At 28.6% G+C, this 24,444-nt stretch carries 43 protein-coding genes and 1 pseudogene; 40 read left to right on the forward strand and 4 right to left on the reverse strand.

Annotation, left to right across the window (positions count from 1 at the left end; genetic code table 11):
* Positions 1–528: 528 nt before the first annotated feature.
* Both ACTG46_RS07305 and ACTG46_RS07310 read left to right on the forward strand, forming a co-directional pair.
* Positions 529–705 carry a hypothetical protein gene (locus ACTG46_RS07305; RefSeq protein WP_219674160.1) on the forward strand — a complete coding sequence of 59 codons (177 nt, stop codon included), beginning with the start codon at positions 529–531 and terminating at the stop codon, positions 703–705.
* Positions 706–796: 91 nt separating this feature from the next.
* Positions 797–1,288 carry a GNAT family N-acetyltransferase gene (locus ACTG46_RS07310; RefSeq protein ID WP_219674209.1) on the forward strand — a complete coding sequence of 164 codons (492 nt, stop codon included), beginning with the start codon at positions 797–799 and terminating at the stop codon, positions 1,286–1,288.
* 186 nt (positions 1,289–1,474) lie between these two features.
* Here ACTG46_RS07310 and ACTG46_RS07315 read toward each other — a convergent pair whose 3' ends face one another.
* Positions 1,475–1,702 (reverse strand): helix-turn-helix domain-containing protein, encoded by a 228-nt coding sequence (locus tag ACTG46_RS07315; protein WP_479923845.1) that lies wholly within the window; start codon positions 1,700–1,702, stop codon positions 1,475–1,477.
* Between the two features lie 269 nt (positions 1,703–1,971).
* Between ACTG46_RS07315 and ACTG46_RS07320 the strand changes: the two genes are divergently transcribed.
* Positions 1,972–2,112: a hypothetical protein gene (locus tag ACTG46_RS07320; RefSeq protein ID WP_159067252.1), complete on the forward strand. Its 141-nt coding sequence runs from the start codon at positions 1,972–1,974 to the stop codon at positions 2,110–2,112.
* A gap of 226 nt (positions 2,113–2,338) precedes the next feature.
* On the opposite strand, the gene ACTG46_RS07325 is transcribed toward ACTG46_RS07320, so the two are convergent.
* Both ACTG46_RS07325 and ACTG46_RS07330 read right to left on the reverse strand, forming a co-directional pair.
* Positions 2,339–2,785: a GNAT family N-acetyltransferase gene (locus ACTG46_RS07325; RefSeq protein ID WP_407812370.1), complete on the reverse strand. Its 447-nt coding sequence runs from the start codon at positions 2,783–2,785 to the stop codon at positions 2,339–2,341.
* 90 nt (positions 2,786–2,875) lie between these two features.
* Positions 2,876–3,118 (reverse strand): helix-turn-helix domain-containing protein, encoded by a 243-nt coding sequence (locus ACTG46_RS07330; RefSeq protein ID WP_167640215.1) that lies wholly within the window; start codon positions 3,116–3,118, stop codon positions 2,876–2,878.
* 135 nt (positions 3,119–3,253) lie between these two features.
* Between ACTG46_RS07330 and ACTG46_RS07335 the strand changes: the two genes are divergently transcribed.
* A complete protein-coding gene (locus tag ACTG46_RS07335) occupies positions 3,254–3,658 on the forward strand; it encodes a hypothetical protein (RefSeq protein WP_407812369.1) in 405 nt (134 codons plus the stop codon).
* A pseudogene (locus tag ACTG46_RS07340) lies at positions 3,585–3,901 on the forward strand (site-specific integrase); the annotation flags it as partial. The gene ACTG46_RS07335 and the pseudogene ACTG46_RS07340, both read left to right, overlap by 74 nt.
* A gap of 213 nt (positions 3,902–4,114) precedes the next feature.
* Here ACTG46_RS07340 and ACTG46_RS07345 read toward each other — a convergent pair.
* Positions 4,115–4,480, reverse strand: a complete 366-nt coding sequence (locus ACTG46_RS07345; protein ID WP_231300584.1) for a helix-turn-helix domain-containing protein — start codon at positions 4,478–4,480, stop codon at positions 4,115–4,117.
* A 166-nt stretch (positions 4,481–4,646) separates the two neighbouring features.
* Here ACTG46_RS07345 and ACTG46_RS07350 point away from each other — a divergent pair, with 166 nt between their 5' ends.
* From ACTG46_RS07350 to ACTG46_RS07520, 35 genes are all read left to right on the forward strand, one after another.
* On the forward strand, positions 4,647–4,838 hold the full coding sequence (locus ACTG46_RS07350) for a helix-turn-helix transcriptional regulator (RefSeq protein WP_167640219.1): 192 nt from the start codon (positions 4,647–4,649) through the stop codon (positions 4,836–4,838).
* A gap of 61 nt (positions 4,839–4,899) precedes the next feature.
* Complete coding sequence (locus tag ACTG46_RS07355) at positions 4,900–5,343, forward strand: helix-turn-helix domain-containing protein (RefSeq protein WP_167640220.1); 444 nt, start codon at positions 4,900–4,902, stop codon at positions 5,341–5,343.
* Between the two features lie 15 nt (positions 5,344–5,358).
* Positions 5,359–6,147 (forward strand): phage antirepressor KilAC domain-containing protein, encoded by a 789-nt coding sequence (locus tag ACTG46_RS07360; protein ID WP_479923846.1) that lies wholly within the window; start codon positions 5,359–5,361, stop codon positions 6,145–6,147.
* A 35-nt stretch (positions 6,148–6,182) separates the two neighbouring features.
* Entirely contained in the window at positions 6,183–6,437 is a 255-nt protein-coding gene (locus tag ACTG46_RS07365) for a hypothetical protein (protein WP_479923847.1), read from the forward strand.
* 27 nt (positions 6,438–6,464) lie between these two features.
* Entirely contained in the window at positions 6,465–6,908 is a 444-nt protein-coding gene (locus ACTG46_RS07370; RefSeq protein WP_407814996.1) for a helix-turn-helix domain-containing protein, read from the forward strand.
* Positions 6,909–7,040: 132 nt separating this feature from the next.
* The gene (locus ACTG46_RS07375) at positions 7,041–7,223 is read left to right on the forward strand and encodes a hypothetical protein (protein ID WP_231300588.1); all 183 of its coding nucleotides are present in this window, start codon (positions 7,041–7,043) and stop codon (positions 7,221–7,223) included.
* A complete protein-coding gene (locus ACTG46_RS07380) occupies positions 7,213–7,458 on the forward strand; it encodes a hypothetical protein (protein ID WP_479923848.1) in 246 nt (81 codons plus the stop codon). Before ACTG46_RS07375 ends, ACTG46_RS07380 begins: the two co-directional genes overlap by 11 nt.
* 83 nt (positions 7,459–7,541) lie before the next feature.
* Positions 7,542–8,057: a siphovirus Gp157 family protein gene (locus ACTG46_RS07385; protein ID WP_479923849.1), complete on the forward strand. Its 516-nt coding sequence runs from the start codon at positions 7,542–7,544 to the stop codon at positions 8,055–8,057.
* 1 nt (position 8,058) lies between these two features.
* Positions 8,059–8,961 (forward strand): phage recombination protein Bet, encoded by a 903-nt coding sequence (gene bet / locus ACTG46_RS07390; RefSeq protein ID WP_479923850.1) that lies wholly within the window; start codon positions 8,059–8,061, stop codon positions 8,959–8,961.
* A gap of 14 nt (positions 8,962–8,975) precedes the next feature.
* Entirely contained in the window at positions 8,976–9,770 is a 795-nt protein-coding gene (locus ACTG46_RS07395) for a hypothetical protein (RefSeq protein ID WP_235702000.1), read from the forward strand.
* Positions 9,771–9,832: 62 nt separating this feature from the next.
* The gene (locus ACTG46_RS07400; protein WP_479917187.1) at positions 9,833–10,252 is read left to right on the forward strand and encodes a YopX family protein; all 420 of its coding nucleotides are present in this window, start codon (positions 9,833–9,835) and stop codon (positions 10,250–10,252) included.
* A 2-nt stretch (positions 10,253–10,254) separates the two neighbouring features.
* The gene (locus ACTG46_RS07405; RefSeq protein ID WP_479923851.1) at positions 10,255–10,416 is read left to right on the forward strand and encodes a hypothetical protein; all 162 of its coding nucleotides are present in this window, start codon (positions 10,255–10,257) and stop codon (positions 10,414–10,416) included.
* A gap of 4 nt (positions 10,417–10,420) precedes the next feature.
* Entirely contained in the window at positions 10,421–10,684 is a 264-nt protein-coding gene (locus ACTG46_RS07410; RefSeq protein WP_479923852.1) for a hypothetical protein, read from the forward strand.
* On the forward strand, positions 10,671–10,922 hold the full coding sequence (locus tag ACTG46_RS07415; RefSeq protein WP_479923853.1) for a hypothetical protein: 252 nt from the start codon (positions 10,671–10,673) through the stop codon (positions 10,920–10,922). Before ACTG46_RS07410 ends, ACTG46_RS07415 begins: the two co-directional genes overlap by 14 nt.
* A gap of 14 nt (positions 10,923–10,936) precedes the next feature.
* Positions 10,937–11,293: a hypothetical protein gene (locus tag ACTG46_RS07420; RefSeq protein WP_479923854.1), complete on the forward strand. Its 357-nt coding sequence runs from the start codon at positions 10,937–10,939 to the stop codon at positions 11,291–11,293.
* The gene (locus tag ACTG46_RS07425) at positions 11,262–11,399 is read left to right on the forward strand and encodes a hypothetical protein (protein WP_021425915.1); all 138 of its coding nucleotides are present in this window, start codon (positions 11,262–11,264) and stop codon (positions 11,397–11,399) included. Before ACTG46_RS07420 ends, ACTG46_RS07425 begins: the two co-directional genes overlap by 32 nt.
* Positions 11,396–11,845, forward strand: coding sequence for a YopX family protein (locus ACTG46_RS07430; RefSeq protein WP_479923855.1), 450 nt, complete (start codon positions 11,396–11,398; stop codon positions 11,843–11,845). The genes ACTG46_RS07425 and ACTG46_RS07430 overlap by 4 nt, the downstream gene beginning before the upstream one ends.
* A gap of 120 nt (positions 11,846–11,965) precedes the next feature.
* Positions 11,966–12,241 (forward strand): hypothetical protein, encoded by a 276-nt coding sequence (locus tag ACTG46_RS07435; protein ID WP_479923856.1) that lies wholly within the window; start codon positions 11,966–11,968, stop codon positions 12,239–12,241.
* 94 nt (positions 12,242–12,335) lie between these two features.
* Entirely contained in the window at positions 12,336–12,740 is a 405-nt protein-coding gene (locus tag ACTG46_RS07440) for a hypothetical protein (protein ID WP_227845418.1), read from the forward strand.
* Positions 12,741–12,757: 17 nt separating this feature from the next.
* Positions 12,758–13,756: a nucleoid-associated protein gene (locus ACTG46_RS07445; RefSeq protein WP_479923857.1), complete on the forward strand. Its 999-nt coding sequence runs from the start codon at positions 12,758–12,760 to the stop codon at positions 13,754–13,756.
* A gap of 10 nt (positions 13,757–13,766) precedes the next feature.
* Positions 13,767–14,492, forward strand: coding sequence for a phosphoadenosine phosphosulfate reductase domain-containing protein (locus ACTG46_RS07450; RefSeq protein ID WP_479923858.1), 726 nt, complete (start codon positions 13,767–13,769; stop codon positions 14,490–14,492).
* Positions 14,489–14,662 carry a hypothetical protein gene (locus ACTG46_RS07455; protein WP_479920725.1) on the forward strand — a complete coding sequence of 58 codons (174 nt, stop codon included), beginning with the start codon at positions 14,489–14,491 and terminating at the stop codon, positions 14,660–14,662. The genes ACTG46_RS07450 and ACTG46_RS07455 overlap by 4 nt, the downstream gene beginning before the upstream one ends.
* A 17-nt stretch (positions 14,663–14,679) precedes the next feature.
* Positions 14,680–15,003 (forward strand): DUF1827 family protein, encoded by a 324-nt coding sequence (locus tag ACTG46_RS07460; RefSeq protein ID WP_479920724.1) that lies wholly within the window; start codon positions 14,680–14,682, stop codon positions 15,001–15,003.
* 84 nt (positions 15,004–15,087) lie between these two features.
* Positions 15,088–15,303: a DUF3850 domain-containing protein gene (locus tag ACTG46_RS07465; RefSeq protein ID WP_479923859.1), complete on the forward strand. Its 216-nt coding sequence runs from the start codon at positions 15,088–15,090 to the stop codon at positions 15,301–15,303.
* A gap of 12 nt (positions 15,304–15,315) precedes the next feature.
* Positions 15,316–15,729, forward strand: a complete 414-nt coding sequence (locus tag ACTG46_RS07470) for a DUF1064 domain-containing protein (RefSeq protein WP_054270882.1) — start codon at positions 15,316–15,318, stop codon at positions 15,727–15,729.
* A gap of 56 nt (positions 15,730–15,785) precedes the next feature.
* Complete coding sequence (locus tag ACTG46_RS07475) at positions 15,786–16,064, forward strand: hypothetical protein (protein ID WP_479923860.1); 279 nt, start codon at positions 15,786–15,788, stop codon at positions 16,062–16,064.
* Between the two features lie 116 nt (positions 16,065–16,180).
* Positions 16,181–16,669: a hypothetical protein gene (locus tag ACTG46_RS07480; RefSeq protein ID WP_074179355.1), complete on the forward strand. Its 489-nt coding sequence runs from the start codon at positions 16,181–16,183 to the stop codon at positions 16,667–16,669.
* 462 nt (positions 16,670–17,131) lie between these two features.
* Positions 17,132–17,623 carry a ParB N-terminal domain-containing protein gene (locus ACTG46_RS07485; RefSeq protein WP_479923861.1) on the forward strand — a complete coding sequence of 164 codons (492 nt, stop codon included), beginning with the start codon at positions 17,132–17,134 and terminating at the stop codon, positions 17,621–17,623.
* Positions 17,623–18,390, forward strand: coding sequence for a hypothetical protein (locus tag ACTG46_RS07490; RefSeq protein ID WP_479923862.1), 768 nt, complete (start codon positions 17,623–17,625; stop codon positions 18,388–18,390). Before ACTG46_RS07485 ends, ACTG46_RS07490 begins: the two co-directional genes overlap by 1 nt.
* On the forward strand, positions 18,387–19,022 hold the full coding sequence (locus tag ACTG46_RS07495; protein ID WP_479923863.1) for a queuosine precursor transporter: 636 nt from the start codon (positions 18,387–18,389) through the stop codon (positions 19,020–19,022). Before ACTG46_RS07490 ends, ACTG46_RS07495 begins: the two co-directional genes overlap by 4 nt.
* 34 nt (positions 19,023–19,056) lie before the next feature.
* Positions 19,057–19,752 (forward strand): phage terminase small subunit, encoded by a 696-nt coding sequence (gene terS, locus ACTG46_RS07500; RefSeq protein ID WP_479923864.1) that lies wholly within the window; start codon positions 19,057–19,059, stop codon positions 19,750–19,752.
* Positions 19,742–21,094, forward strand: a complete 1,353-nt coding sequence (locus ACTG46_RS07505) for a PBSX family phage terminase large subunit (protein ID WP_479923865.1) — start codon at positions 19,742–19,744, stop codon at positions 21,092–21,094. Before terS ends, ACTG46_RS07505 begins: the two co-directional genes overlap by 11 nt.
* Positions 21,094–22,617 carry a phage portal protein gene (locus ACTG46_RS07510; protein ID WP_479923866.1) on the forward strand — a complete coding sequence of 508 codons (1,524 nt, stop codon included), beginning with the start codon at positions 21,094–21,096 and terminating at the stop codon, positions 22,615–22,617. The genes ACTG46_RS07505 and ACTG46_RS07510 overlap by 1 nt, the downstream gene beginning before the upstream one ends.
* Positions 22,618–22,629: 12 nt before the next feature.
* Entirely contained in the window at positions 22,630–24,249 is a 1,620-nt protein-coding gene (locus ACTG46_RS07515; RefSeq protein ID WP_479923867.1) for a hypothetical protein, read from the forward strand.
* Position 24,250: 1 nt separating this feature from the next.
* Entirely contained in the window at positions 24,251–24,403 is a 153-nt protein-coding gene (locus ACTG46_RS07520) for a hypothetical protein (RefSeq protein WP_021370617.1), read from the forward strand.
* The last annotated feature ends 41 nt before the right edge of the window (positions 24,404–24,444 follow it).

The raw sequence follows: 24,444 nt of genomic DNA on the forward strand, positions 1-24,444 counted from the left end.
TTTATAACAGTTAAAGTATAAGTAAATAGCATTTAGGTAGAAAACTAGTAATAATTATTTTATGTGCTTATATTCAGATAAAAATATATAATTTTTGTTTTCGACAACATTTCTTATTTGTTTACTATATAATTTAATTAAAATGTATAAAGAGGGGGATATACAATAAAAGTTAAAGAATTATTAAAAATCAATATAAGTATTTATCATACATAAGTTTTATTTGATTAATAGGATTGTATGATATTAATAAAAAATAGTAATTTTCCCAACTGGTTATAGTTTCTCTACAAGCTGAAAATGGCATGATTACTGTATTTTTGATAAAATAGGTTTGTATGAAAGTGCAAAATGGTGCCCTATTTGGTGCCCAAATAAAAATAATAGCTTGTAAGAATCCTTAAAGTGATTTATCTAAGTTTGACAGAATTATATTGGAATTGTAGAATAAAATAAATGGCAAGAGCTTAATACACCATAGGCAGATAAGACGTACGTGGCAAATGAAAAATTGTGGAGGTTATCGAGATGTCAAAAAGCAGAAAAATTGTGCGTGGTATCATATTAGTGGTATTGCTAATTTGTACTGCGTTTTTGGTATATTCGATTGTAACAGACCCGCTTGGAGAACACGATATTATGCTTGCGCTTGCTATTACAGCAGGATTTATCGCACTTGGAAATGATAAATATGGGAAAAAGTAAATTCCAATTTATTGGGCTGATTTAATGCCGCCTTTTTGGGATGAGACGGCTAATAACGCAGATTAGGCGAATAAGATTGTAGGTGAATATGATGTTAGAACTAAGACTGCTAAACGATGATGATATATCGTTAGTTGAAAATTGGTTGAATAGGGAACATGTTAAAAGGTGGTATGAAATACCGCATCTGGGTGTTTCAATTAGTGATTGGATATATGAACTAAAAGAGCGCAATGGAGAATTTCAATGGCTAACACATCTTATTGTACTGTCTCAAGGGCGCCCGATTGGGTTATGCCAATACTATAAATGTGAAGATAGTAAAGATGAGGATTTTGGAACAATGCCCATATTGGGTTCATACGGAATTGACTACCTGATAGGAGAAGAAGCTTACCTTGGAAAAGGTTTGGGTAAGGAAATGATTACATTGCTTGTGGAAAAGGTGTTTTCTTTTCCGCATGCTAAGAGAGTTACCGCTGACATTGACAATATGAATAAGGCATCAGAAAAAACGCTATTATCATGTGGCTTTGCATTATTAGATGCTGAAAGTAGCCGTTATATTTTGTATAACAAATAGGCTGATTAAAAACTTAAGAATATTTACGCCTTATTGGTATAAGGTGCAATTACTATGAGTAGGGAAGAAGCAGAGTCAAAAGGTTATGTAGCTTGTAAAAGGTGTTATTAGTAGTATGAAGGATAGACTAGTGTTTAGCTAGTCTATTTTTATTTGATAAATTTGCACTATTTATTGTATTTCTTATTAACATAAATTTTTCTTATTTCTTTTTTCCATTTCTTTTTTCCTATAAATATCACATAAATATAAAAAATCTTCCTCTAATGCAATAGATAAGTCTACTATTGTAGATATTGTTATGTCTTTATATTTACCATTTTCTAGCTTTGAAATTTGACTCCTATTCCAACCTAATTTTTCTGCCAACTCTAATTGTGTCATTCCTTTGTGTTTTCTTAATTTTCTTAACATTTAATTTAACCTCACTTTTAATTATTTTTATAATTAATAGTTTGTGTAGTTTTCTGTAATAAATGTGCTTGAGTAGCACGTTTTTTGTTGGAAATTTGTGCTAAAATATAAGTAAGAAATAACTCTATCTAGCTAGAGGAAATATAAGAAAAGTAATTCCAAAAGACTATTTTAATTTTATTCAATTTGCAATGAAGCTTAAAAAAAGGTAGATTCTAACTATTTTAACGAACATAAGTTCTTATATGGGATAAAGAAGGGGTGGTAGTATGCAAAATGATAAAGAAAGACTTGTTGCTATTATAAGAATGTTAAGGGAAAAGGACGAAAATGATTATGAAAATTTCACGAAAATTATAAGGATTCTTATGAAAAATAAAAAAATGATTAAAAATATATATTTTTATTAAAGTTAAAATAAAAACTAAAAGTCGATTATCTGTATAAACACTTGACTTATCAATTTATTCAAGCCTGTTTATTGTGTGTTTTACTATTCATTTACCACATTTGATTGAGCATTGATACGACTTAATAATTATAGTATTGATAGACACTTTGATTTTGAAGTGTCTTTTCTTTACAGAAGAAAAGCAGTCAATCTATTTGATTAACTGCTCGACAAACTGGGATTTATCAACTCAGTACTTTTTTATAAAAAATAAAACCTTCTTCTTGTTTCTGCTTAACATACCCTGAATTTTTATAAAAAGAATTTGTCCTTACATTCCAAACTGGTGTATCAAGATGCACCTCTTTCACGGTCGGATATATTTTCTCAATACTCTCCATCAATGACTTTCCATATCCATTTCTATGATACTTATCGTCAATAAAAATTCTTCCTATAAACAACTTAGTTCCTGTCTCGTCCAGAAATAAAATTGCTCCGCCTACAATCGTATCCTCCACCATCGCTTGAAACAAATGATTCCCTTCCAGCATTTTTTTATGCCACTCTACTGAATCATAATCTGGAGGACCATCATTTTCACCTCCAACTAATACATCTGAATTAAATGCCCTTTTTGACATCTCCACTATATCTTTAATCTTTTCTTGTTTTGCTTTTTCTAATCTCATAATGTTTCTCCTACAACTTCTAATTTGTACATTTATTATAGCTTAATTCAAAACGTATAGCAATGACTGCCTACCCTCTGTCATTCTTAACTATTCATCATCAAAAGCAGTTTCATTCATTTCTGGAAAATCTAATAATTCGGATACCGTCATATCTAAACCTAGTGCCAGTTTATGTAATGTTTTTAACTTTGGATTTTTAGTTTTACCTTTCATCAAGTTTTCAACTGTTGATTGTGTTATTCTTGATAAAGTCGCTAATTTATTGGTTGTTATATTTCTCTCATTACATAATTCTGTTAGCCTTTTTATTATTACATCTGAATATGTCATATATGTTCTCTCCTTTACTCGTGTACGGTTAATTTAAGTATATACTATTTAACGTCGCAACATTAATGGTATACCATTGATAAAGTGTTGTGTATATGATAAATTAACCTTATACCGTTAATAAAGGAGAAAATTATGTGTGAATCAAATCGTATACTAAAAAGAAGTAAATTTGAAAACTTTATGGCTTATCTCATTCGTGAGATAGGAGATAATGAGAACGTCCTAGATAACTATGATATGTTAATTGAAAAATCATTTGATACATTCTTCAATAAACTTGAAGAACTGTATTCAGAAGCAAGTAGAAATGACAATAAACTATTTGACATTGTTTGTAGTTTTATCTCTATACATGATGATATTTATTTTGAGGCAGGTACATTAGTAGGTTTTCAACTATATAAGGGATTTGAAAATCAATATCAAAATCATAAGGATAGTGATATATCTGCTTTATTTAAAAATAAGATTTATTCAAAATTTCATCAACGTAGATCACCAGTTAATGAGAAACAAAGAAGTAGGCTACTACATTGAAACCCCAAAGACCAAAAGCGGAATACGAAAAGTTCCTATGAGTGAAGAAGCCTAACAAGAGCCATGAGGATAAGTTGCCAAAGATAACACCTCATGTTCTGTACGAGATTAGCAAACAAGAACATGAACCCAAAAAGTTTACAGTACATCATGGGTCATTCCAACATCAATATCACAATGAACTTGTACGCTCATGTGTCAATGGACGGAGTAAAGAATGAACTGATAAGCCTAATAGCCTAATGTATTTACCACTCAATTTACCACGTTTGAAAGCCAAAACATGAGTAGATATAAGAAGAAACGTGAAGTATCAACCGAATAAGAAAAGTCCGTAAAGCCTTTAAAAGCAAGCTATACGGACATATGAGAAGTTATAAAAAGATAATCAGAAATTTATTTTAAGTTTCCTATAATAAAAAAATAAAAATACATTGGATACAACTCAATGTATTTTTATTTCTGTTTATTATCTAAAGAATCAAGAATTTTCAAAATGGCTTCTCTATCTCCTTTATCTAATTCAGCTATTTTAAATATACTTTCTCTATCTTCTTTATCTAATTCAAATATTGCATCAACTATTTTTTTTATCTCATTATCTATCTCTTTTGATAAAGTATTCAAGTTTCTGCCTAAAAGAAAATCAACAGAAACATTAAAATAAGTTGCAAGTTTATCAAGTAAAACTGCGTCAGGCATTCTTAAATCTCTTTCATATTGAGACAAGGCTTGACTTGTTATATTAAATACTTTTGCCAATTCAACTTGTTTAATATTATTATCTTCTCTTAGTTTACGCAATCTATTTCCAAAAGTCATATTTTCAACCTCCAAAATAAACATTTTGTTTACTATAGTATATCATAGGTAAAAATTTTACTAAAAAAATTAAACAAAATGTTGTAATAAGTATTGACTTAAACGTTGTGTTTGAATATAATATAAATATATTAAACAATATGTTTAAAAAAGAGAGGTGAAAAAAATGAATAGACTAAAAATCATTAGAGAAAATCAAGGTCTAACTCAAACTGAGATGGCTGAATTATTGGGAATTTCTCGCCAAAGATATTTTATGTATGAACATAATAAACGAAGTTTTCCAATAAAATATGCTTTCAAAATATCTAAAATATTTGGTGTTGAGTTAGAAGAAATTTTTTTAGATATAAGTTAAACATAGCGTTTAAATATTTAAATGATTAAACTAATTATACATCCTAAAAGGAGGAATTTAAATGTCATATCAATACCAAAATATATATCAAAAAGGAAGAGAAAATACCAATTTAACACAAGAAAAAGCATCAGAACTACTGGACATATCTGTAGAGAGTTTAAGAGCATATGAAAATGACAAGAGGATACCAAACAATCAAATAGTAGCAAAGATGGTATCTATATATAACAATAATTTGTTAGGCTATGAACATGTTAGAAAAAGTACAGAGGCAGGAGTAATGTTCTTACCAAAATTAGAAATGAGAAGTCTTTCAAGTATAACTCTAAAATTACATAAAGAAATTAAAGATTATCTAAAAAAGGAAGATGATTTCATAGACATAGTTGAAGATGATGTAATTGATGAAGATGAAGAAGAAGTTTGGAATGAGGTTATGCAAGAATTAGAAGATATTTTTAAATCAATTTTAATTCTGAAACTTTCAAAAAAAACAATATAGGAAGGAGAAAATTATATGAACAACTTACAAACAATTAAAGAACAAGAATTATTAGGTAAAGAATTTAGAGTTTATGGAACTTCAGAAAACCCTTTATTTCTAGCCAAAGATGTATCTAATTGGATAGAACATAGCAATGTATCAATGATGTTATCTAATATTGAAACAGAAGAAAAAGAATTAATACAGATAGGCACTCTAAACAATGCTTATAGTGCTTGGTTTTTAACAGAAGATGGTTTATATGAAGTTTTAATGCAAAGTAGAAAACCAATCGCAAAACAATTTAAAAAAGAAGTTAAAAAGATATTAAAAGAAATACGTAAAACAGGTGGATATATACATACAACAAAACATATGTCAGATGACGAGATTATGGCAAGAGCATTGCAAGTAGCTCAAAAGACAATAGAAAATAAAAGTAGAGAATTAGAAGAGAAAGATAAGGTAATTCAGTTACAACAACCAAAAGTACTTTTTGCTGATTCTGTAGCATCTTCTAATGACTCTATATTAGTTGGAGAACTAGCAAAATTACTTAAACAAAATGGAATTAATACAGGAGAGAAAAGATTGTTTACATGGTTAAGAGATAATGGTTACTTAATAAAACGTAAAGGTGAGGATTACAATACACCAACTCAAAAAAGCGTGAATTTGGGAGTTATAGAAACTAAAGAAGGTACAAGAGTTCACCCAAATGGATATGTAAGTGTAACTAAAACACCAAAGATTACTGGAAAAGGTCAAGTTTATTTCATTAATAAATTTAAAAGTAACAAACAATTATCAATATTAAATTAGAACTTTGAAAATTAGAAATTATGGAGGTAGAGACAATGAATGAAGATATATTTTATGGTATAAAAAATACTCTTGATGAAATAGCAGAGGTTCAAATTAAAAATAAACAAGGAGTGTTAAAAGAAGTTGGAATGTTAATAAGTGATGATGATAACTCTTTTATTACTCATTGTTTAGATGAAGATTTAATTAAGTTTTACATAGAAGATGAAGAAGTATTGACAATAGACAAAGATAATCACTTATTATACATGCTTGATGCACTATTTTATAACTTTCTTGATAAGTAATAAATACAGAATATTCTTGAAATGGTGGTGGAGAAATTGGGTAATATATCTAACTTTAATTTAGATAAGCAAGAAGATAAAAGTTTTAATGACCTAGATAATATATCTATTTGTTTTTCAGAAAGTATTCGTAAAGTTGTAGAAATGAATTTAAACAACTATAAAAAGAAAATCTCAAAGTACTTAAATGAAACTTCGAAAATAGAATTATTAGAACCAAAAGAATTAACAATTATAGTAAGCAAAGGTTATCCAGATTATTTAATGTCTGTTGAAGAAGCAAGTAAGAGATTAAAGATAGATAAAGGGTTTGGATATGAGTTAATAAAAATGGGACTTTTAAAATCTGTTGATGTAGGAGCGACTAAAGTTTCTAGTTATGAATTAGATGATTTTATAACTAGAAATCAAGGAAAAAACATCAAAGAAATGCTTAGAGAAATGAAAGAAATTAGAGAGGGGGTGATTTAAATGACTCTAAGATGGTTTCTAAGATTTTGCAAAAAACACAAGAAAGTACCTACACTACGATTTTATGCAGAGTGTGTAGCTTATATGGAAGAATGTAAACAAAGAGGACTTGAACTTTAAGGGGGATTGAAGATGGAAGTAACTAAAAGATTTTTAGAATATAAGATACAGGCTCTAAATGAGAGGATAGAATTTAAAAAGTCAATTGGATATAAGTGTAGAGCAGATGAAAAAGAATTAGGAGCATATGAGGATATTTTGCTTATGTTAAATTCAGAAATTGAATCAATAGGGGGATTGGAAAATGAAGAGTAGACAAGAATTAATCAAAGATATAGAAAAATACAGAAAAGCACAATATTTAATATATTTAGATATAGTACAAAGAGCATGGGCAGATAGAAGTCTTACGACAGATGAACAAGACAGAATTAAGCATGAAGCATATGCAGAGTACAAGAGAATAGAAAAAGACACAGAAGAAGCAGAAGAACTGCTAATGAGAGAAGAATTTGAAACAGATAGACCCATAGATGTTCAAATAATGTAGAAAAGAGCCATTGCAAGTGGCTCGATTCAAATAACTATTAAAAAATTTAATTAAGCTAATTATAGCATAAATGGAGGGAAATTATGAGTACTTTATATGAATTAACTACAGATTTATTAGAAATAGAAGAAGGTTTAACAGAAATAACAGAAAATGAAGCTGAAAAATTAGAGGAAATAAAAGAAATAATAAAACAAGAGATACAAAATAAAAACACTAGAATAGTCTCAGTAATAATGAATATTGACAGTGATATAAGCTCTATAGATTCAGAAATTAAGAGGTTGCAAGAGTTAAAGAGAGTTAAAAAGAATACTCTTGATAGGTTAAAAAGCAATATAAAAGACTGCATGGAGTTACTTGGTACTAAGAAAGTAGAAACGGTCTTAGGAAATATAAGTATAAGAAAGTCAGCAGGTAGCTTAGTCATAGAAGATGAAGAAAAGATACCTGGTATATATAAAACAGTAGAGCAAGTTATAAAAGTAGATAAGAATACTATAAAAGACTTTATTAAAAAAGGCCATGAAGTTGAAGGTTGCAGGATTGAATATGGAACTACACTAACAATTCCAAAAGCTAAAAAAGAGGTGAATTAATATGAATAATAAGGCTTTAGAATTAGCGACATGTACTTTAGAGTCAGGTCAAATACTTGATTATACAACAGTAAAGAATTATCTAGTAAGTGGTAGCGGAAATGTAACAGACCAAGAAGTGTTAATGTTTATAGAATTATGTAAGGCTCAAAACCTAAATCCTTTTATAAAAGAAGCATATCTAATAAAGTTTGGAAATTCACCAGCAAATATAGTAGTTGGTAAAGATGTATTTGTAAAAAGAGCAAATAAAAACCCTAACTTTGAAGGCATGAAAGCTGGGATAGTAACTGTAAATAAAAATGGAGAAGTATTTGAAAGAGAGGGTAGTTTAAAACTACCTCAAGAGGAATTAATCGGCGGATGGTGTGAAGTATCAGTAAGAGGTATGAAGTTCCCTATAAAGTCTGTAGTGTCTTTAGAAGAGTATTCAAAGAGCCAAGCTACTTGGAAGCAAATGCCTTGTGTAATGATAAGAAAATGTGCAATTGTTACAGCTTTAAGAGAAGCGTTCCCAGAGGATTTACAAGGATTATACGATAGTGCAGAAATAAAGACTGTACCCGATAAATTATCTCAAAAGCCTATTGAAATAGGTAAGGCAAGTCCATCACAAAAACAAGGAATACTTAAATTAGCATCAACGAAAGGTTTATATGATTATGAGAATAAAAAAGATACATCAAAGTTAGAAGAATTTTGTGAGAGTAATGGATTTGATTTAAAAGAACTAAAATTTGAGGAAGTAGATGAATTAATTGAATTACTAAGTGAATATGAACCAAAAGATGATTTTATAGATGCTGAGTTTGAGGAAGTAAAAGAGGATGAAGTAGAGATAAAAGAAGAAATTGAAAACAAAGATGGTCAAATGAGTATGGAAGATACTATGAATTTTGATTAAGTAGGTGAATCACCTTGAAATATACAATATTAGGATTCAGTCAGAAAAAGGCAGTAGAATTAGGATTAAACACAAAGGATTTACTTATATTGAGATGGTTTGTAGATTTTCTAGGTAGTGGCAGGATGGCAAGAAAACTTATTAATGGAATTGAATATTATTGGGTTGATTATTCTGGGGTTATTAAAGAGCTACCAATTCTTTATACAGAGAAGCACGACACTATTTATAGAGTACTCAAAAAGCTAGATAAAATAGGTATATTAGAACATGCTACATTAAAGCAAGGTGGTACATGGAGTTACTATAAATTAGGATATAGGTACATAGAGTTGATTAGTGATAGTTATCAACAGGTCGGAAATAAATCCGACTGCTCGGAAATAAATCCGTACCCTTCGGATATAAATCCGACCCAAACGGATATAAATCCGGAACGAAAAACTAATCTACTATATCCTTCTACTATACCCTGTAACTATACTACACAGACAAGTGTTGTAGTGAATAAAAATAAAGAAATGATTGAAGAAAATACACATTTAAAACTAAGTAATAACATGCAAAAAAAAGTATTTGCTTGGGATGAAAATAGACTATTAAAAGCAGTAGATATATTCATAGAGAAAAAGGGCGAGGCATTCAGTTTCTTAGAAAAAATTTATAGAGACGATAGAAATTTTGTAGAGAAGGACGCTAATCAAGATAAAAAGACTAAGTTTCATAATTTTAATGAAACATTTACTCAATACACATCTGATGAATTAGACGAGATTATTAAGAAAAGTCAGAAGGAGAAGTTCAGTTAAATAATCTAGGGAGTAATTATACAATATTACTTCCTAGAAGTTAAAAAATGGAGGATTGAAAAATGGAGTTAAAATTTAGAGAATGGAATAAAAATGGTAAAGAAATGTATAGTTATGATGAAATGGTGTGCTATTCTAAAAATTTGCTTAGAGAGTGGGTTTATAATGGTGTTTATTTGCCAAAAAACAATGAAAATTTTGAGGTTATGATATATACAGGTTTGAAGGATTACCATGGAAGAGAAATATATGAAGGTGATATTGTTTTATGCAATGATTTAATGCATGAATCTGATTTTCCATGTGAAGTTAAGTTTTTAGATGGTAGATTTGTTGCTACAAATGATTTATTGGAAGAAAAAATCTCTTTATTTGAGAGAAGCATAGTAGACTATGCCATTGACTTTGAAATTATTGGAAATATATATGAAAATACTGGAATGTTAGAAAAGATAAGAAAGCCTAAAGTGTTGGAGGGATAGGAATGAGCAGAACAGCTATATGTAGTGTTTGTGGGGAGTTTCTAGTTGATTGTTATGATGATAAATTTACAAATGCTAAGGTCATGGATTTGTATGGTAGAGAATTTGTAATTGTTATCTGCAAGAATTGCTTAGAAGAATTATTGAGAAAATGTGAGGAGTAATAATATGAGATTTGAAATAGGTAATACTTATAGATTTGATAAAGAGAAATTTATAAAAAGTAATGGTATGGAGCAGTACAAAAAATATAAAGAGCTTTGGATTGATAGTATTGAAAATACTGAATTTACTGTTAAGAAAATCTTTGACGATGGTTATGTTCATTATCCGAATGAATTTTGTTTTAATTTTGGTATAGTGCCAGAGTGGTGTGTTGAAGTCGAAAAAAATTCAAATAAGGATGGGGGTATTAGAAATGATAATAATTAGAAGTCAAGATAAATTAGGTTTAATGAGAACTGATAGGGTTGAAATAGGTTTTAATCGAATGTATGCAATACTTGAAAATGAAAATAGAAAAATAGCTGAATATGAAAGTAAAGAAAGAGCTATACAAGCGTTAAATGAGATACAAGAGTTTATAGAAAATGGAGTAAGAATGGATTATATAGATTCTTGCAGAGTTAGACATAAGCAAGAGAAAGTATTTGAAATGCCAGTTAAATAAGGGGGGAATGGAATATGGCTAAAGTTTGGGTGGATGCAGGAGAGTTGTTAGAGAAAACTATGGATTTAGAAGTTATGTATGAAAATAATCTAAAGAAAGTAAGAATTAAAAATAAGCGAGAAAATGTTATTGATTTGCAAATAAATAATAATGTGCAAGGTAGAAAGGGCAAGAAAGTAGAGTGTTTCAATATTATAACTGGAGAAACTAAAGTATTTGATACTACTGTTGAAGCAAGTAAATATGTACATTTTACAGATGTTCATATTGCTAACTTAGCAAGAACGGGTAAAGTTTCTAAAAATGGGTGGAAAGCTAGATATATTCAAGGAGTGACAGATGGTATTAGCAAATGTAGAGCAAGTAATTAAATTAGCTGAAAAGATAATAAATAAGAAAAAGTGTTCTGTAAATAAAGCTATTGATATAGCTATAAAAATATTAAGTAGATATGAGTATGAGGGGATGATTAAATGAGTTTGGTTAAATATAGAGGTTATAATTTAAAAAATAAAAAATGGATTTATTCAGCAACAATAAAGTGGAGTGATGTAGCAGACAGTTTGTTTATGTTAACAGAAAAATCTAAATGGATAAAAGTTTGTAATGTTGGCATATTCTCTCAAAGATGGGATAAAAGCAACAAAGAAGTTTATGAAGGAGATATATTAAAAGAATCTTATAATCCTAAAAACAAGAGTGATTATGGAATTGTAAAAAGAGAAAATGACAGTATTGAATTATATATTGAATGGCATTATTTAAAGCGTTTTGAGGGCGAATGGATAGAGCTTAAAAGTAAGATAGAACCAAGACAGAGCAAAGAATATATAGTAATTGGGAATGTACATGAGAACATAGAGGAGGTTAAAAAAGAATTTTTGAAAGACAAGGAGAAATTGCAAAATGAATGTATTCGCTAGTTTAATACTTATAGTAGGAAGTTTTATAGCTGGTAGGGTTTATGAGTATAGATTGAATCTAAAAGAGTGTGAAAATTGCGATAAAAAAGAATTTTAATAAATTATAGGAGGTACTAGGTTATGAAATATGAAGAATATGAAGATTTAAAAAATAGAGTAGAAAGTTATGAGGATTTACAAGGTAGTGCAGAGTTTGCAGAGCGAGTTATAGAAAATCTTGAGGATGTAGATTGCCCTATAAGAATAGGATTTAAGTTTCCTAACAAAGAGGATTACAAAAATATAGAACTTGATATAGCTGCTAAAGATTTAAATTCAATTTTTATAAGAACAGAGCTAGCAAAAGCATTTAAAGAAATTTTATCTAAATATGAAATGGATATAGAAAATATCTAACAAAAACAGTTTAGAGAGTTTCAAAATGTATCTTAATATAAATTACTGTTGAAATGTTTTGCGACTCTCAAAAACGAAAAGAGAGGGGAATAAAATGTATAAATATTCGTTAATAGTATCTCAGTATTATAATTCATATCATACTTTTATTGTTAAATTTGAAGAAGATAATTTTATAGATAAGTTTTCAGCTTTTGTAGAAGAATTATATCAGTATAAAAGAAATGAAGAGGATAAAAGGGAAATAAATATAGGCGACTTCGGTTACTGCAAGAGCGATGAAATAAGACAAAGATACAATATAAATGATGCAGGAGATTTATATGTAATTAACTCTGAGTATGCTAATTATTTAAAATGCGTATCAGAAGAATTTAAAATGGATTCGCTAAGAATGTATAAAGGTTACATAAAAAAAGATGTGACTAAGGCTATTTCAAAACATCATTTTCATGAAAGGATAAAAGAAATAGTTGAAAAACATTTTGAGATTGCATAAAAAGAAGGGGTGGAATTATGATAATACACAAATTTATAATACATGTTTTAGATAAAAATAGCGATACTCCAATACTAAATGATTTTGAGGGGAGAGTTAGTCAAGATATTGAAGTTTTCTTTCAAAAGAAAATCAGCAAAGTATTAAGAGATAATGACATCAGAAAAGCAGTATTTAATGACTATAGTAACAATCTAATTAAGAAATGTTGTGAACAAATAATATATGATGAAAATTCATTTTTAAGTAACTCTAAAGAGATTGCAGCTTATTTATTTGAGATTATGAAAGTGAATGCTACATTAGAATCTTGTGACTTAGCAATATGCTTATATACTGAAAAAGATGAAAAGGGAATTGCTATATTAAAACTTGATTACAACAAGTCGTATACTCATTCTATTGAGTTTGAAGATGATAAATTTAATATACAGATGTCAACTAATGAAGTTAATATACAAGAGACTAAGACAGTCAAAATTGCCGCTCTAATCGGTTTGAGTGGAATGAATGACGAATACCATTTAAGCGTTTTAGACAAGGATGCAGAGAAGGAAGAAACTAATTCTAAGTTTGTTACAGAGTTTTTAAATGCTACTAAAATTAAAGATGATAAGTATAAGACTAAGGTGTTTAAAGGCTTGGTAGATGCTTTTATAGCGAATTTATATAGTGATATGAAGCAGGGCGAAGACGTAAGAAGTGTCTTGCTTTACATGCTAAGAGAAAAGCAAAAACTTGATATAAATGAGTTTACTGAAATAGCAATAAAGGAAGATTTAAAAGATAGTTTTAAGGACCATGCAGAGGAAAAAGGTCTTGATGGAAGTTTTAATATTGATAAAAAGTGGGTTGAGAAAAATCTAAAAAATAGACATATAAAAACAGATACAGGGATTGAGATAAAAGGCAAAATAGATGATTTTGAGGATTTTATGAAATATGGCATTAGACATAATGGGAATGGAACTGTAGATATAATTATTAAAAATGTAAGTTTTTATAATGAAAAGTAGGTGAATAACTTTGAAATACATTGCTAGTTTTAGTGGAGGAAAAGATTCAGCTGCAATGCTACTTCTAATATTAGAAAAGAAATTACCTCTTGATGAAATCGTGTTTATAGATACAGGAATAGAGTTTGATGAAATCTATAACATAATAGATGATTTTGAGAAAAGAATAAACTTTAAAATAACAAGAATTAAAGCAGAAAAAAACTTTGAAGAATACTTTTATACTGTTAATAAGCGAGGTAAGCGTAAAGGGCAAATACGAGGTTTCCCATACACTCTAGGAGCATGGTGTAACAGTAGTTTAAAACGTGCTCCTGCCAATAAATATTTTAATAAATTAGGTGAACATAAGAGGTATATTGGAATTGCTTTTGATGAACCTAATAGATATAAAAGACTAGAAAAAAACTGTATAGCCCCATTATTTGAAGCAAAAATGACCGAAAGTGATTGTTTGAAGTATTTAGAAGAAAAAGGTTTTTACTATGAGATTCATCACAGATTCAAGAGAACTGGTTGTTATTTATGCCCTAAACAAAGTTTAGAGAGTCTTAAAACACTAAGAACATACTATCCCATTTTGTGGGAAAAGATGCTTAAATTGGATAGAGATAGTCCTGTACCTTTTAGGGCTAATGGGGTCACAGTACATGACCTAGAAAGACGATTTAGTAATGAAGATATAGAAAATGAAAGACAGATAAGTTTCTTTCAAACAGAGAAGGTGAGTATATGACTAATAAAGAAATGTGCAAGTCAAAGAATATCACAGAGAAAGAAAGTTATAAGCGATTTAGTAAAGAGATTTGTGGTAGTTGCAAAAATACTAAGAGAGATTGTAAAAGTGAAGATTGTGATACAGCACATAAAATATGGTTGAAGAAGGAAGCAGAAAATTATTTATAAAATTTGGAGGGAATAAAATGTTATTAGTTGAGAATAAAAATGATAGGTCCATTCTTGCAAAAGAATCGCTTGAAAGATTAGGGGCTAAAGATGTGAAAATATATAATATGGATACTGGGAGCAATGTTATATATTCAGTTGAAAATGGAAAAGAGCATCTAACTATATCAAATGAAAAAAGATTTCCTAATTGGAATGAAATTAAGTATGTTAGATATAAATTAATGAAACCAAATAAGACTATAGTACAGATATTGCCACCAAAACAAGAATATATAAATTTACATGAAAATTGCTTTCATCTTTGGGAAATAGAGGATAATGCAGTTCCAAGTAAATAATTTGTAAAAATAAATAGTCAAGGTAAGTTTGTGAATGAAACTAGAAGTCTATAGACTTACTTTGACTTATAAAGAGGTGATTGTATGATACATGAATTACAGATAGCTTCTAGTACTTTTAAAGATGTAATTAAGAATAAAAAACAAATTGAAGTAGAGCATACAGCAGATTTTAAAGCGGGAGATACAGTTATATTACAGTCATTTAAAGATAAAAAATTTACAGGAATTGAGGTAAACAAGGAGATTGAGTATTTTGTTAAGCTTGGAAATGGTTATGTGCAATTAGGAATAAAATAGAGGAGAAAACAATTGAGCAAATACAATAATAAGAAAACTATAATAGATGGAATTAAATTTGATAGTAAAGATGAAGCAGAATACTATTTATATCTTAAAGATAAGAAAGCAAAAGGAGAAATTAAAGATTTTGGGCTACAGCAGAAATTTGAGTTGCAACCAAAATTTAAAAAGTTTGGAGTTTCTGAAAGAGCTATTACTTATACCGTTGATTTTGCAATATACAAATGGAATGGAGAGGTTGAATATATAGATGTAAAAGGGTTTGGAACTCAACAAGGAGAGATAAAAAGAAAGATATTTGATTATAACTTTCCTGAAAAATTGACATGGGTTTCTAGAAGTAAGAAATATGGTGTAGATGGTTGGATAGAGTATAAAGAATTGAATAAGAAAAAAAGAGATGCAAAAAAGAATAAGAAGTAAATGATACAAGATTGTAGAAAATCTTGAATAAATAATTGCTAAAGAGAGGTATTAGTATGAAAGAATATATTAAAAAACTTATTGAACATAGTAAAAATGTTAAAGAATTAAAAGATAGCATGGAAAAAACAATATATGAATTAGCTGACGAGGGTATTGGGAAAAGTGGTATTGACAGTTATATGAGAATAATGGATGAAGAAATACATAAAGAAACTATGAATGTATGTAAGTGTACTAGAGAAATACTCCTTATTAAAGAAGCGGAAAATGAACAGCAGATTAAAGAAGCGGAAAAAGATAAGAGCAAAGTTGAAAGTTTTTCAAGAAAATAGGATTGAATAATAAATAGTATTTAAAAAGAAAAAAGGAGTGCTTTCACACTCCACTTGTCAAAAATATAAAACTTTTATATACAAGATTATTATAACATAAACAGGAGTGTGAAAGTATGGATAATAATATCAATAAAAAAGAACTATTTAAAAAAGTAGAAGGTAGATTACATCATTATAAATTTTTAAATGCAGAGATTAAAAATCTTGAATTGGATATAGAAAGTAGAGAAAATGAAATATTTGGGTGCAAAGCTATTGGTTATGGTGAGAAAGTAAGTCCGACATATGCTTTTAATTCAAGTGTGGAAGATGAAGTTATTAAAAAAGAAAGAGATATTGCTAGATTAAAGAAATTAAAAAAAGATAAAGAAATAGAAAAGAAGAAGATAGAAAATGCACTTACATGTTTAGATATAAGAGAAGAACATTTTTTTAAACTGTTTTATGATAGCAGAATGAAAAATAGCATGGTTTATATATCTTTAGAAATGAACTCAGATAGGAAAACGTGTAGATGTGTAAGGGAAAGGTTAGTATATAAAGTTATGGATATGCTCTATCCAAGAATTAAGGAAAATGAGCTACCATTATTTAAAAATTAGAAAATTCCCCAGTTTCTCCCCAAAAGTTCCCACTTTATTCCCTACTTTCTCCCCTTTTTGATTAAAAAAGCATGAGATAATAGTATTGTGGAAATAAAGGTTTCCCTCTCAAAACTAAATATATATGTGAGCTAGGTTAAGGGATTCGCCTAGCTTATATGAACAGACTAGGCAGGGCATGAGGATGCTGTTAGTTCGATTCTAACTATGTTCAAAATCTATTGATACACTATATTAAGTATTTGAATTGAGATTAAAATCTCATACAATTTTGTATCTTAATTCAGAGGTCTAAAAATCGGGTGGGGCTTGGTAACCTCACTCACCATGCAAGTAGTGGTTTAATCTAGGTTCGATTCCTGGAACTTGCTCCCTTAAATAATATGTATCCCCCACTAAAAAGACTAAGTTTGATTAAGCTTAGTCTTTTATTTTTTAAAAATTTAAAAAGGAGGTCTTAAAATGAGCAAAAGAGAAGTTGTTTATCTTAATTTAGAAGATATAAAACCTTATGAGAATAATCCTAGATGTAATAATGAAGCAATAGAGAAGGTTATTAAATCAATTGATGAGTTTGGATTTACTAACCCAATTTTAATTGATGAAAATAACCTAATAATAGCAGGTCATACGAGGTATGAAGCGTCTAAACAATTAGAACTTAAACAAGTACCTTGCTTAGTTCTAGACAATTTAACAGAAGAACAAATAAAAGCTTACAGGTTAATAGATAACAAGACTAATGAATATGCTAGTTGGGATTATAATAAATTAGTTGAAGAATTATCTGACATAGTTAATATTGATATGAAAGAGTTCAATTTTTATGTTAATGACTTTGAAGATTTGAATATTAGTGACAAAGATTTTACATTAGATGAAGAATTAGAAGAAAAAGAGAAAAAAGGTAAGATGGTGAAATGTCCATGTTGTGGTGAGGAGTTTGAAGCATAATGAGGATTTTTCTTGCTGCAACAAAAAGTGGAATGAATAAAGAATTAAGATTAGAAACAATAGAGAAATGTAAACCTTTATATGTCTTAGAAACTTTTTTTAATAAAGAGAAAACATGCCTAGAAGCTTTGCAAATAGTAGGAAATGAGAATTTCTTACTCGATAGTGGAGCTTTTTCTTTTATGAATGGTACAGAAATCTCAAAAGAAGAAATGGAAAACTATATTGATAGATATATAAAATTTATTAAAGACTACAATATAAAATATTTCTTTGAAGTAGATGTAGATGTGATATTTGGCTTAGAGCAGGTGGAGAAGTGGACTAAAAAAATAGAAAATGAAGTAGGCAGACAATGTATACCTGTATGGCATAAAAGTCGGGGAGTAGAATACTGGAAAAAGTTATGTGCAACATATAAATATATTGCAGTTGGAGGATTTGCAATAAATGATATAAAAAAACAAGAGTATCCTCTAATACAAAAAATGGTTGAGTATGCTTATCAAAAAGGTGTAAAAGTGCATGGATTAGGATTTACTAAGACAAAGATATTAAAATCATTTAAGTTTTATAGTGTTGATAGCAGTAGCTGGACTATAGGAGCAAGTATTGGACAACAATTATATACATTTAAAGATGGAGATATACATATAAGAAGGTTAGAAAAAGAAGGTAATAAGAAAACTGATTTAAAAAAGCTAGTAGCTCATAGCATGTGTGAATGGGTTAAATATCAAAAATTTATGAATGGAGTGAGATGGTGAAAAAGACAGAAAGAAATTTAACATTATTAAATTGTGTGTTTGTAACGAGTTTGGTTATTTCTAATATTGTAGCAGGAAAAGTTGTTGATATATTTGGTCTTGTAGTTCCTGCAGCGGTGGTAGCATATCCACTTACTTTTTTATGCACTGATATAATTGGAGAAATTTGGGGCAAAGAAGAAGCGAATAGAACAGTCAAAAGAGGTATTTTAATGCAGTTATTTAGTCTTTTATTAATTACAATAGCAATAGCCCTTCCAAGTGCAAGTTTTGCACAAGAATATGGAAATAATCTAAGAGTAGTTTTAGGGCAGAATGTAAGATTTGTATTAGCTAGTTTAACAGCTTATATATTAGCTCAAAGTAATGATGTATTTATATTTCATAAGTTAAAAGATAAGTTTAATGGAAAGCATAAGTGGCTAAGAAACAATGCTAGTACTATGTTGAGCCAACTAATAGATACGGCTATATTTATTACTATAGGCTTTTGGGGTACTGTACCAAGTATATTAACTATGATAATGAGTCAGTATGTAGTTAAGTTTTTCTTAGCTTTAGCAGATACTCCATTCTTCTATTTGTTAACTAGAAATAAAGATGAAATAAAAGTAGATAAACAAGCTTCATAAATAAAAAAGTAAAAACGAATACCGAGGTGGTGATGTGGCAAAGGCTAGAAGTCCAAATAGAGATAAAGCGTTCAATATATTTAAAGAGCATAATGGAAATATTGCAAATAGAGAGATAGCAGAGTTATTAAATGAAAATGAGAAAACAATAAGTAATTGGAAATGTAGAGATAACTGGAATGTAGTACTACAAACAAATAAATGTAGTACTACAAAGAAAAAAGGTGGGCAAAAGAATAATAAGAATGCTTTAAAAGATGGTATATATGAAAAAATATTCTTTAGTACTCTAACAGGTGAAGAAATTGAATTAATAAAAAGTGAAAATAAAGATGAAATACACAGACTTGAATTAGAAATAAGCCTACTTACAGTTAGAGAACACAGACATATGAAAAGAATAAAGCAATATGAAGAAAAAGTAGATAAAATCACGCTAGAAAGTATAGACAAAAGGACTTTGAAGATACAAGGTAATTTACTTAAAGATAATGAACAGACACAGACGGAAACTGTCACAAGAGCCGTTTCTATATTTGAAAGAGTACAAAAGCTAGAAGTTGAACTAACTAAGATACAAAAAGAAAAAGCTAAGAATATTGAAAGATTACAAATGTTAAAAATAAACATAGAGAAGTTTAAAATTGAAAAAGAAAAAATAAATAAGGAGAACAAAGACAAGGAAATAACTATAAAGGTTATGAAAGCGAGTGGAGAAAATGGAAAGTAAATTTATATCAAATGACCACTTTTATGATTTTATATTCAATTGGGATTACAAATTTTATTTTCTTGTTGGAGGATATGGAAGTTCAAAGAGTTATCATGTAGCAACTAAATTAATCATTAAGCTTCTTGAAGAAAAAAGAAAAGCTTTAGTGGTAAGAGAAGTATATGACACAATGAGAGATAGTTGTTTTTCTCTATTAGAAGAAGTTGCAGAAAGTATGGGTTTAGGAGATATATTATCATTTAAAACAAGTCCTATGAGAGTTATTTTTCCTAATGGAAGTAAAATAATATTTAAAGGGATGGATAATCCAGCTAAATTAAAGTCAATAAATGGTGTATCTATAATATGGTTAGAAGAATGTTCAGAAGTTAAATACACTGGCTTTAAAGAACTCTTAGGACGTTTGAGACATCCTAGTTTATCTAATCATATAATTTGTTCAACGAATCCAATCGGAGAAGATAACTGGACCTATAAACATTTCTTTAGAGATGAAGAAAAAGACAGGTTTGTATTAGATGATACTGTGTTATATAAAAATAGAATAGTAATAAAAAATAATACATATTATCATCATTCAATTGCAGATGATAATTTTTTTCTGCCCGAAAGTTATATAGAGCAACTTGATGAAATGAAAGAATATGACTACGACTTATACAGAATAGCAAGAAAAGGAAGATTTGGTATAAATGGAACTAAAGTATTACCACAGTTTGAAGTTATGGAGCATCAAGAAGTTATAAATAAAATATCTAACATACCACAAAGGTATTATAAAGTTGGATTCGACTTTGGATTTGAAAAATCATACAATGCACTTTTAAGATTAGCTATAGACCATGAAAATAAATATTTATATGTTTACTGGGAGTACTATAAGAATCAAACTACAGATGATGTGACTGTTAAAGATATTAAAGAATTTAAAGATACTCAAGAATTAATAAAAGCTGATGCCGCTGAACCTAAAACTATAAAATATTTTAGACAACAAGGTTTTAATATATTTGGTGCTAAGAAATATGCTGGAAGTAGACTACAAAACACTAAGAAGGTTAAGAGATTTAAAAAGATTTATTGTTCAAGTGAGTGTAAACATACAATAAAAGAGTTAAAGAACCTAACATATGCTACAGATAAAAATGGAAACTTAATATATGATGAATTTAATATAGACCCTCATACATTTAGTGCTATATGGTATGCACTTGATGGTTATGAAGTGTCAGATATTAAGGAGTTAAAATATAATAATGATATTTACAATAAAGGTTTAGGATTGAAGAAAAATAATATACCAAATCAATATAATAAGAAGGGAGGGGCTGTATTTTAGTGAGTATAAAAAATATCTTGCTTAATTTGGATGAAAAAGAATTAAAAGATAGAAAACATGCAGAAAGAGATTTCTTGTTTTATTTAGGTGAATGTAGAAATAAAACAATGGGATTATTAGATGATGATTTTCTAGGTCAAAGTTGGATTACTTTTGATAATTTAGACTATACACCTTCTCAGATTATAGATAATAAGGTAAAACCACTTATAAATAAACAAGCTCGTTTTATGTTTGGAAAAGAGCCAACTATAATACTTAAAGCATATGAGAAAGAACATAAAGAAGCATGTGAGGAATTAAGGCAATATACTGATTCAATATTAAATGCCAGCAAGTTTTGGAGCAACACACTAAAAGCTTTTAAGATAGCAACTATAACAAAAAGAGTTTTATTAAGGTTAGAAGCTGGACCAAATCAACCTATAAGGCTATTTTATCATTCTATAGATGATTTTAAATATCAAGTTGATAGTAATGACATTACAAAATTAAAATCTGTTATATTTGTTAGATTTGATGCTTCAACCATAAAAGAAGTAACAGCGAACCAAATATGGTATAGATATACTTATTACATGAAAGAAAGTAGTGTTAATAACCAAGAAAGTTGTTTTTTAAGAGTAGAAAAATTTAAAGGTGATAATTTATCTAAACCTATTGAAGTAAAAGAAAGTGATACCAAGCTTTCTAAAATACCATGTTGGGTAATTGTTAATGAACAAAGTATTACAAATATCACAGGTATTAGTGATATTGAGGATTTAAAGCCATTACAAGATACTTATAATAAAAGATTATCAGATTTTAATGACTCTTTAAAATTTCTGATGTTTGGGCAAACTGTTGTAGTAGATGCGACAGAAGAAACAGTTAATGCTTGTAAGATTGCTCCAAATGCTTTAATGGCATTAAAAACACTTGAAGAAGGTTCAGAAAAAGGAAAACAAGCACAAGCATATAGAGTTGAGAGTAGTTTTTCAAATGCAGACCCAGTCGACTCCTTTTTTAAAAGACTTGAGGATAGTATGTACGAAAAACTTGCAATCCCTAGACCAGAGCAATTACAGAATATACCTAGTGCCAAAGCTTTGAAATATTTATATACGGAACTTATTGCAAGGTGTTCGGAAAAGTGGAATGATTGGGAACCTGCAATAAGAAGTATGTTAAGACTAATCGTTGAAGCATGTAGTAAATTTAATTGTTATGATGATTGGAATCATGATTGGGATGATTTAATGTTTTCTATTGTATTAAATAAAAATTATCCTATTCCAGAAGATGAAGAAGATTCAAAGAGATTGGCACTTGAAGAAGTGAACAATAATGTTAGAAGTCATAGAAATTATATAAAAGAATTTGGTGATGATGAAGATTATGAGGAAGCATTTAATGAAGTATTAGAAGATAATGAAAAGATACAATCAGTAGAGCAAGACCAGTTCAGAAAAGACGCAGAAATAGAAATTGATAATATTGATGAAGAATTAAACAATGAATCTGATAATAGTGGCAAGTAATGAGGTGTTGTTATGAAGGACAATACTTATACAAAGAAAGTTCTTGAAGCTAGAAAAAAACTTTTATTATTAGATAAAAAAATACAATTAGAGATATTAAATGTATATAAAGATGCCAGTAAAATCATTTTAAATGACATTGCTAAGAATAAAGAATTAAATCTAAGTACCAAATACCTAAAAAAGCTAAATAAATCAATCGAGAGGTATATTAATGAGTTAAACCAAAGATTAGTACCTGTTGCAGAAAAAAGTGTGATAGAAGCTTCTAATATAGCTAAAGAATTGCAAATGTATTACTATCAATCAATAGTCCCAAATAAATCTATAAATCTTGCATGTGATGTTATGTGTATAAAAACAACTACTAGTGTAGTGGAAAAACTAATTACAGGTAATTTTTATAAAGACAAAAGGTCATTAAATAGTAGGATTTGGGGATATAGTAGTAAAAATAGAAAAGACATTGATAGATTAATAAAAGCTAATGTTGCAAGAGGTGCTAATGCAAAGACCTTAGCAAAGAGTTTAGATAATTATGTTAATCCAGTTAGAAAAACAGAAGCTAAAACGTTAGAAGTTGGAATGAATAAAAGTATATCTTATCAAGCTCAAAGACTTGCTAGAACCTCTATAACTCATGCTTTTGTAGAAACAAGTGTTCAAAATGCAATAAATAATCCTTTCTGCGCGGGGTTACAATGGAACCTAAGTTCTCAACATTATATTAGACAAGTAAAGTGGAGGGGAGAGGATGAATGTGACGAGTATGCAGAACAAAATCGTTTTGGACTAGGTGAGGGAGTTTTCCTGCCCGAAAAGTATCCTATTCCACACCCTAATTGTTTATGTTATCCTACTCAAGTAGTAGTGCCAATAAATGAAGCTTCTAAAATGATGAACGATTGGGTAACTGGTGGAGACAATGATATTCTTGATAGTTGGTTTGATGGAATAACACATCAAAATAATAGTGCTCCAATCATTAAGAAACAAAGAAATAAAAAGAATAAAATAGCTACAAATAGTAAAGATGATAGAATTAAAAAGAACCTTACTAATTCAATTAAGAATAAGTCAAAGAAAGCACCTAAACAAGTTCAAAAATATATTAACAAGTATGTGCAACCAAGCAAAATACTAATTGATAATAGTCAAAAAATACCTTTTATTTATTATACTAAGGTTGATTTAGTTGGTATTAATCCAAATATTAAAGAATTTAAATCATATAATAAAGAAGCTGCTTTACTTCATGAGTTTGCGCATAGAATTGATATAAAAGAAATTAAGAGCTATAATAATATTAAGTTCCAAAAAGCTATTGAAAATAGCTCTATATATGTTATGAAGAATATTGAGAACTTGCAAAGTATATATACTAATTCTAATGAGCTATACAATAACGAATTTATTAGTGACGTATTAGGAGCATTATCTAATAATGAATTTGAGGATTTATTAGCAACTCATAGCGAAAAATATTGGAGTAAAAACAGAAATAAAGAGAAAGAAATATTTGCTAATTTATTTACACTAAAGTATCAAAATAATAAAGAAATAAATAGTTTTATTAAAGAACATTTAAATGATTTGGATAAAATATTTAATGAATTGTTAGGAGGGATTTAGATTGCTTGAAGAAATGAGAAAAGATAAAAAATTGTTAGAGTTAAGACGATTATATAAAGAGAAGTATGGTAAAAACGCACCTGGGTTTAACTATGATGAATACAATAGTTATGCTGAGTATAAAGAAAAGTTAAAGGAATTGATACAAAAATAAAGTGAGCACTTATTAATTAAATATTAATGAGTGCTTTTATT

Source organism: Clostridioides sp. LIBA-7678, from assembly GCF_056716065.1.

Bases quoted from the DNA above. Each gene is read 5' to 3' on its own strand.
- ACTG46_RS07305 (WP_219674160.1), top strand. From the start codon at position 529: ATGTCAAAAAGCAGAAAAATTGTGCGTGGTATCATATTAGTGGTATTG.
- ACTG46_RS07310 (WP_219674209.1), top strand. From the start codon at position 797: ATGTTAGAACTAAGACTGCTAAACGATGATGATATATCGTTAGTTGAA.
- ACTG46_RS07315 (WP_479923845.1), bottom strand. From the start codon at position 1,702: ATGTTAAGAAAATTAAGAAAACACAAAGGAATGACACAATTAGAGTTG.
- ACTG46_RS07320 (WP_159067252.1), top strand. From the start codon at position 1,972: ATGCAAAATGATAAAGAAAGACTTGTTGCTATTATAAGAATGTTAAGG.
- ACTG46_RS07325 (WP_407812370.1), bottom strand. From the start codon at position 2,785: ATGAGATTAGAAAAAGCAAAACAAGAAAAGATTAAAGATATAGTGGAG.
- ACTG46_RS07330 (WP_167640215.1), bottom strand. From the start codon at position 3,118: ATGACATATTCAGATGTAATAATAAAAAGGCTAACAGAATTATGTAAT.
- ACTG46_RS07335 (WP_407812369.1), top strand. From the start codon at position 3,254: ATGTGTGAATCAAATCGTATACTAAAAAGAAGTAAATTTGAAAACTTT.
- ACTG46_RS07345 (WP_231300584.1), bottom strand. From the start codon at position 4,480: ATGACTTTTGGAAATAGATTGCGTAAACTAAGAGAAGATAATAATATT.
- ACTG46_RS07350 (WP_167640219.1), top strand. From the start codon at position 4,647: ATGAATAGACTAAAAATCATTAGAGAAAATCAAGGTCTAACTCAAACT.
- ACTG46_RS07355 (WP_167640220.1), top strand. From the start codon at position 4,900: ATGTCATATCAATACCAAAATATATATCAAAAAGGAAGAGAAAATACC.
- ACTG46_RS07360 (WP_479923846.1), top strand. From the start codon at position 5,359: ATGAACAACTTACAAACAATTAAAGAACAAGAATTATTAGGTAAAGAA.
- ACTG46_RS07365 (WP_479923847.1), top strand. From the start codon at position 6,183: ATGAATGAAGATATATTTTATGGTATAAAAAATACTCTTGATGAAATA.
- ACTG46_RS07375 (WP_231300588.1), top strand. From the start codon at position 7,041: ATGGAAGTAACTAAAAGATTTTTAGAATATAAGATACAGGCTCTAAAT.
- ACTG46_RS07380 (WP_479923848.1), top strand. From the start codon at position 7,213: ATGAAGAGTAGACAAGAATTAATCAAAGATATAGAAAAATACAGAAAA.
- ACTG46_RS07385 (WP_479923849.1), top strand. From the start codon at position 7,542: ATGAGTACTTTATATGAATTAACTACAGATTTATTAGAAATAGAAGAA.
- bet (WP_479923850.1), top strand. From the start codon at position 8,059: ATGAATAATAAGGCTTTAGAATTAGCGACATGTACTTTAGAGTCAGGT.
- ACTG46_RS07400 (WP_479917187.1), top strand. From the start codon at position 9,833: ATGGAGTTAAAATTTAGAGAATGGAATAAAAATGGTAAAGAAATGTAT.
- ACTG46_RS07405 (WP_479923851.1), top strand. From the start codon at position 10,255: ATGAGCAGAACAGCTATATGTAGTGTTTGTGGGGAGTTTCTAGTTGAT.
- ACTG46_RS07410 (WP_479923852.1), top strand. From the start codon at position 10,421: ATGAGATTTGAAATAGGTAATACTTATAGATTTGATAAAGAGAAATTT.
- ACTG46_RS07415 (WP_479923853.1), top strand. From the start codon at position 10,671: ATGATAATAATTAGAAGTCAAGATAAATTAGGTTTAATGAGAACTGAT.
- ACTG46_RS07420 (WP_479923854.1), top strand. From the start codon at position 10,937: ATGGCTAAAGTTTGGGTGGATGCAGGAGAGTTGTTAGAGAAAACTATG.
- ACTG46_RS07425 (WP_021425915.1), top strand. From the start codon at position 11,262: ATGGTATTAGCAAATGTAGAGCAAGTAATTAAATTAGCTGAAAAGATA.
- ACTG46_RS07430 (WP_479923855.1), top strand. From the start codon at position 11,396: ATGAGTTTGGTTAAATATAGAGGTTATAATTTAAAAAATAAAAAATGG.
- ACTG46_RS07435 (WP_479923856.1), top strand. From the start codon at position 11,966: ATGAAATATGAAGAATATGAAGATTTAAAAAATAGAGTAGAAAGTTAT.
- ACTG46_RS07440 (WP_227845418.1), top strand. From the start codon at position 12,336: ATGTATAAATATTCGTTAATAGTATCTCAGTATTATAATTCATATCAT.
- ACTG46_RS07445 (WP_479923857.1), top strand. From the start codon at position 12,758: ATGATAATACACAAATTTATAATACATGTTTTAGATAAAAATAGCGAT.
- ACTG46_RS07455 (WP_479920725.1), top strand. From the start codon at position 14,489: ATGACTAATAAAGAAATGTGCAAGTCAAAGAATATCACAGAGAAAGAA.
- ACTG46_RS07460 (WP_479920724.1), top strand. From the start codon at position 14,680: ATGTTATTAGTTGAGAATAAAAATGATAGGTCCATTCTTGCAAAAGAA.
- ACTG46_RS07465 (WP_479923859.1), top strand. From the start codon at position 15,088: ATGATACATGAATTACAGATAGCTTCTAGTACTTTTAAAGATGTAATT.
- ACTG46_RS07475 (WP_479923860.1), top strand. From the start codon at position 15,786: ATGAAAGAATATATTAAAAAACTTATTGAACATAGTAAAAATGTTAAA.
- ACTG46_RS07480 (WP_074179355.1), top strand. From the start codon at position 16,181: ATGGATAATAATATCAATAAAAAAGAACTATTTAAAAAAGTAGAAGGT.
- ACTG46_RS07485 (WP_479923861.1), top strand. From the start codon at position 17,132: ATGAGCAAAAGAGAAGTTGTTTATCTTAATTTAGAAGATATAAAACCT.
- ACTG46_RS07490 (WP_479923862.1), top strand. From the start codon at position 17,623: ATGAGGATTTTTCTTGCTGCAACAAAAAGTGGAATGAATAAAGAATTA.
- ACTG46_RS07505 (WP_479923865.1), top strand. From the start codon at position 19,742: ATGGAAAGTAAATTTATATCAAATGACCACTTTTATGATTTTATATTC.
- ACTG46_RS07515 (WP_479923867.1), top strand. From the start codon at position 22,630: ATGAAGGACAATACTTATACAAAGAAAGTTCTTGAAGCTAGAAAAAAA.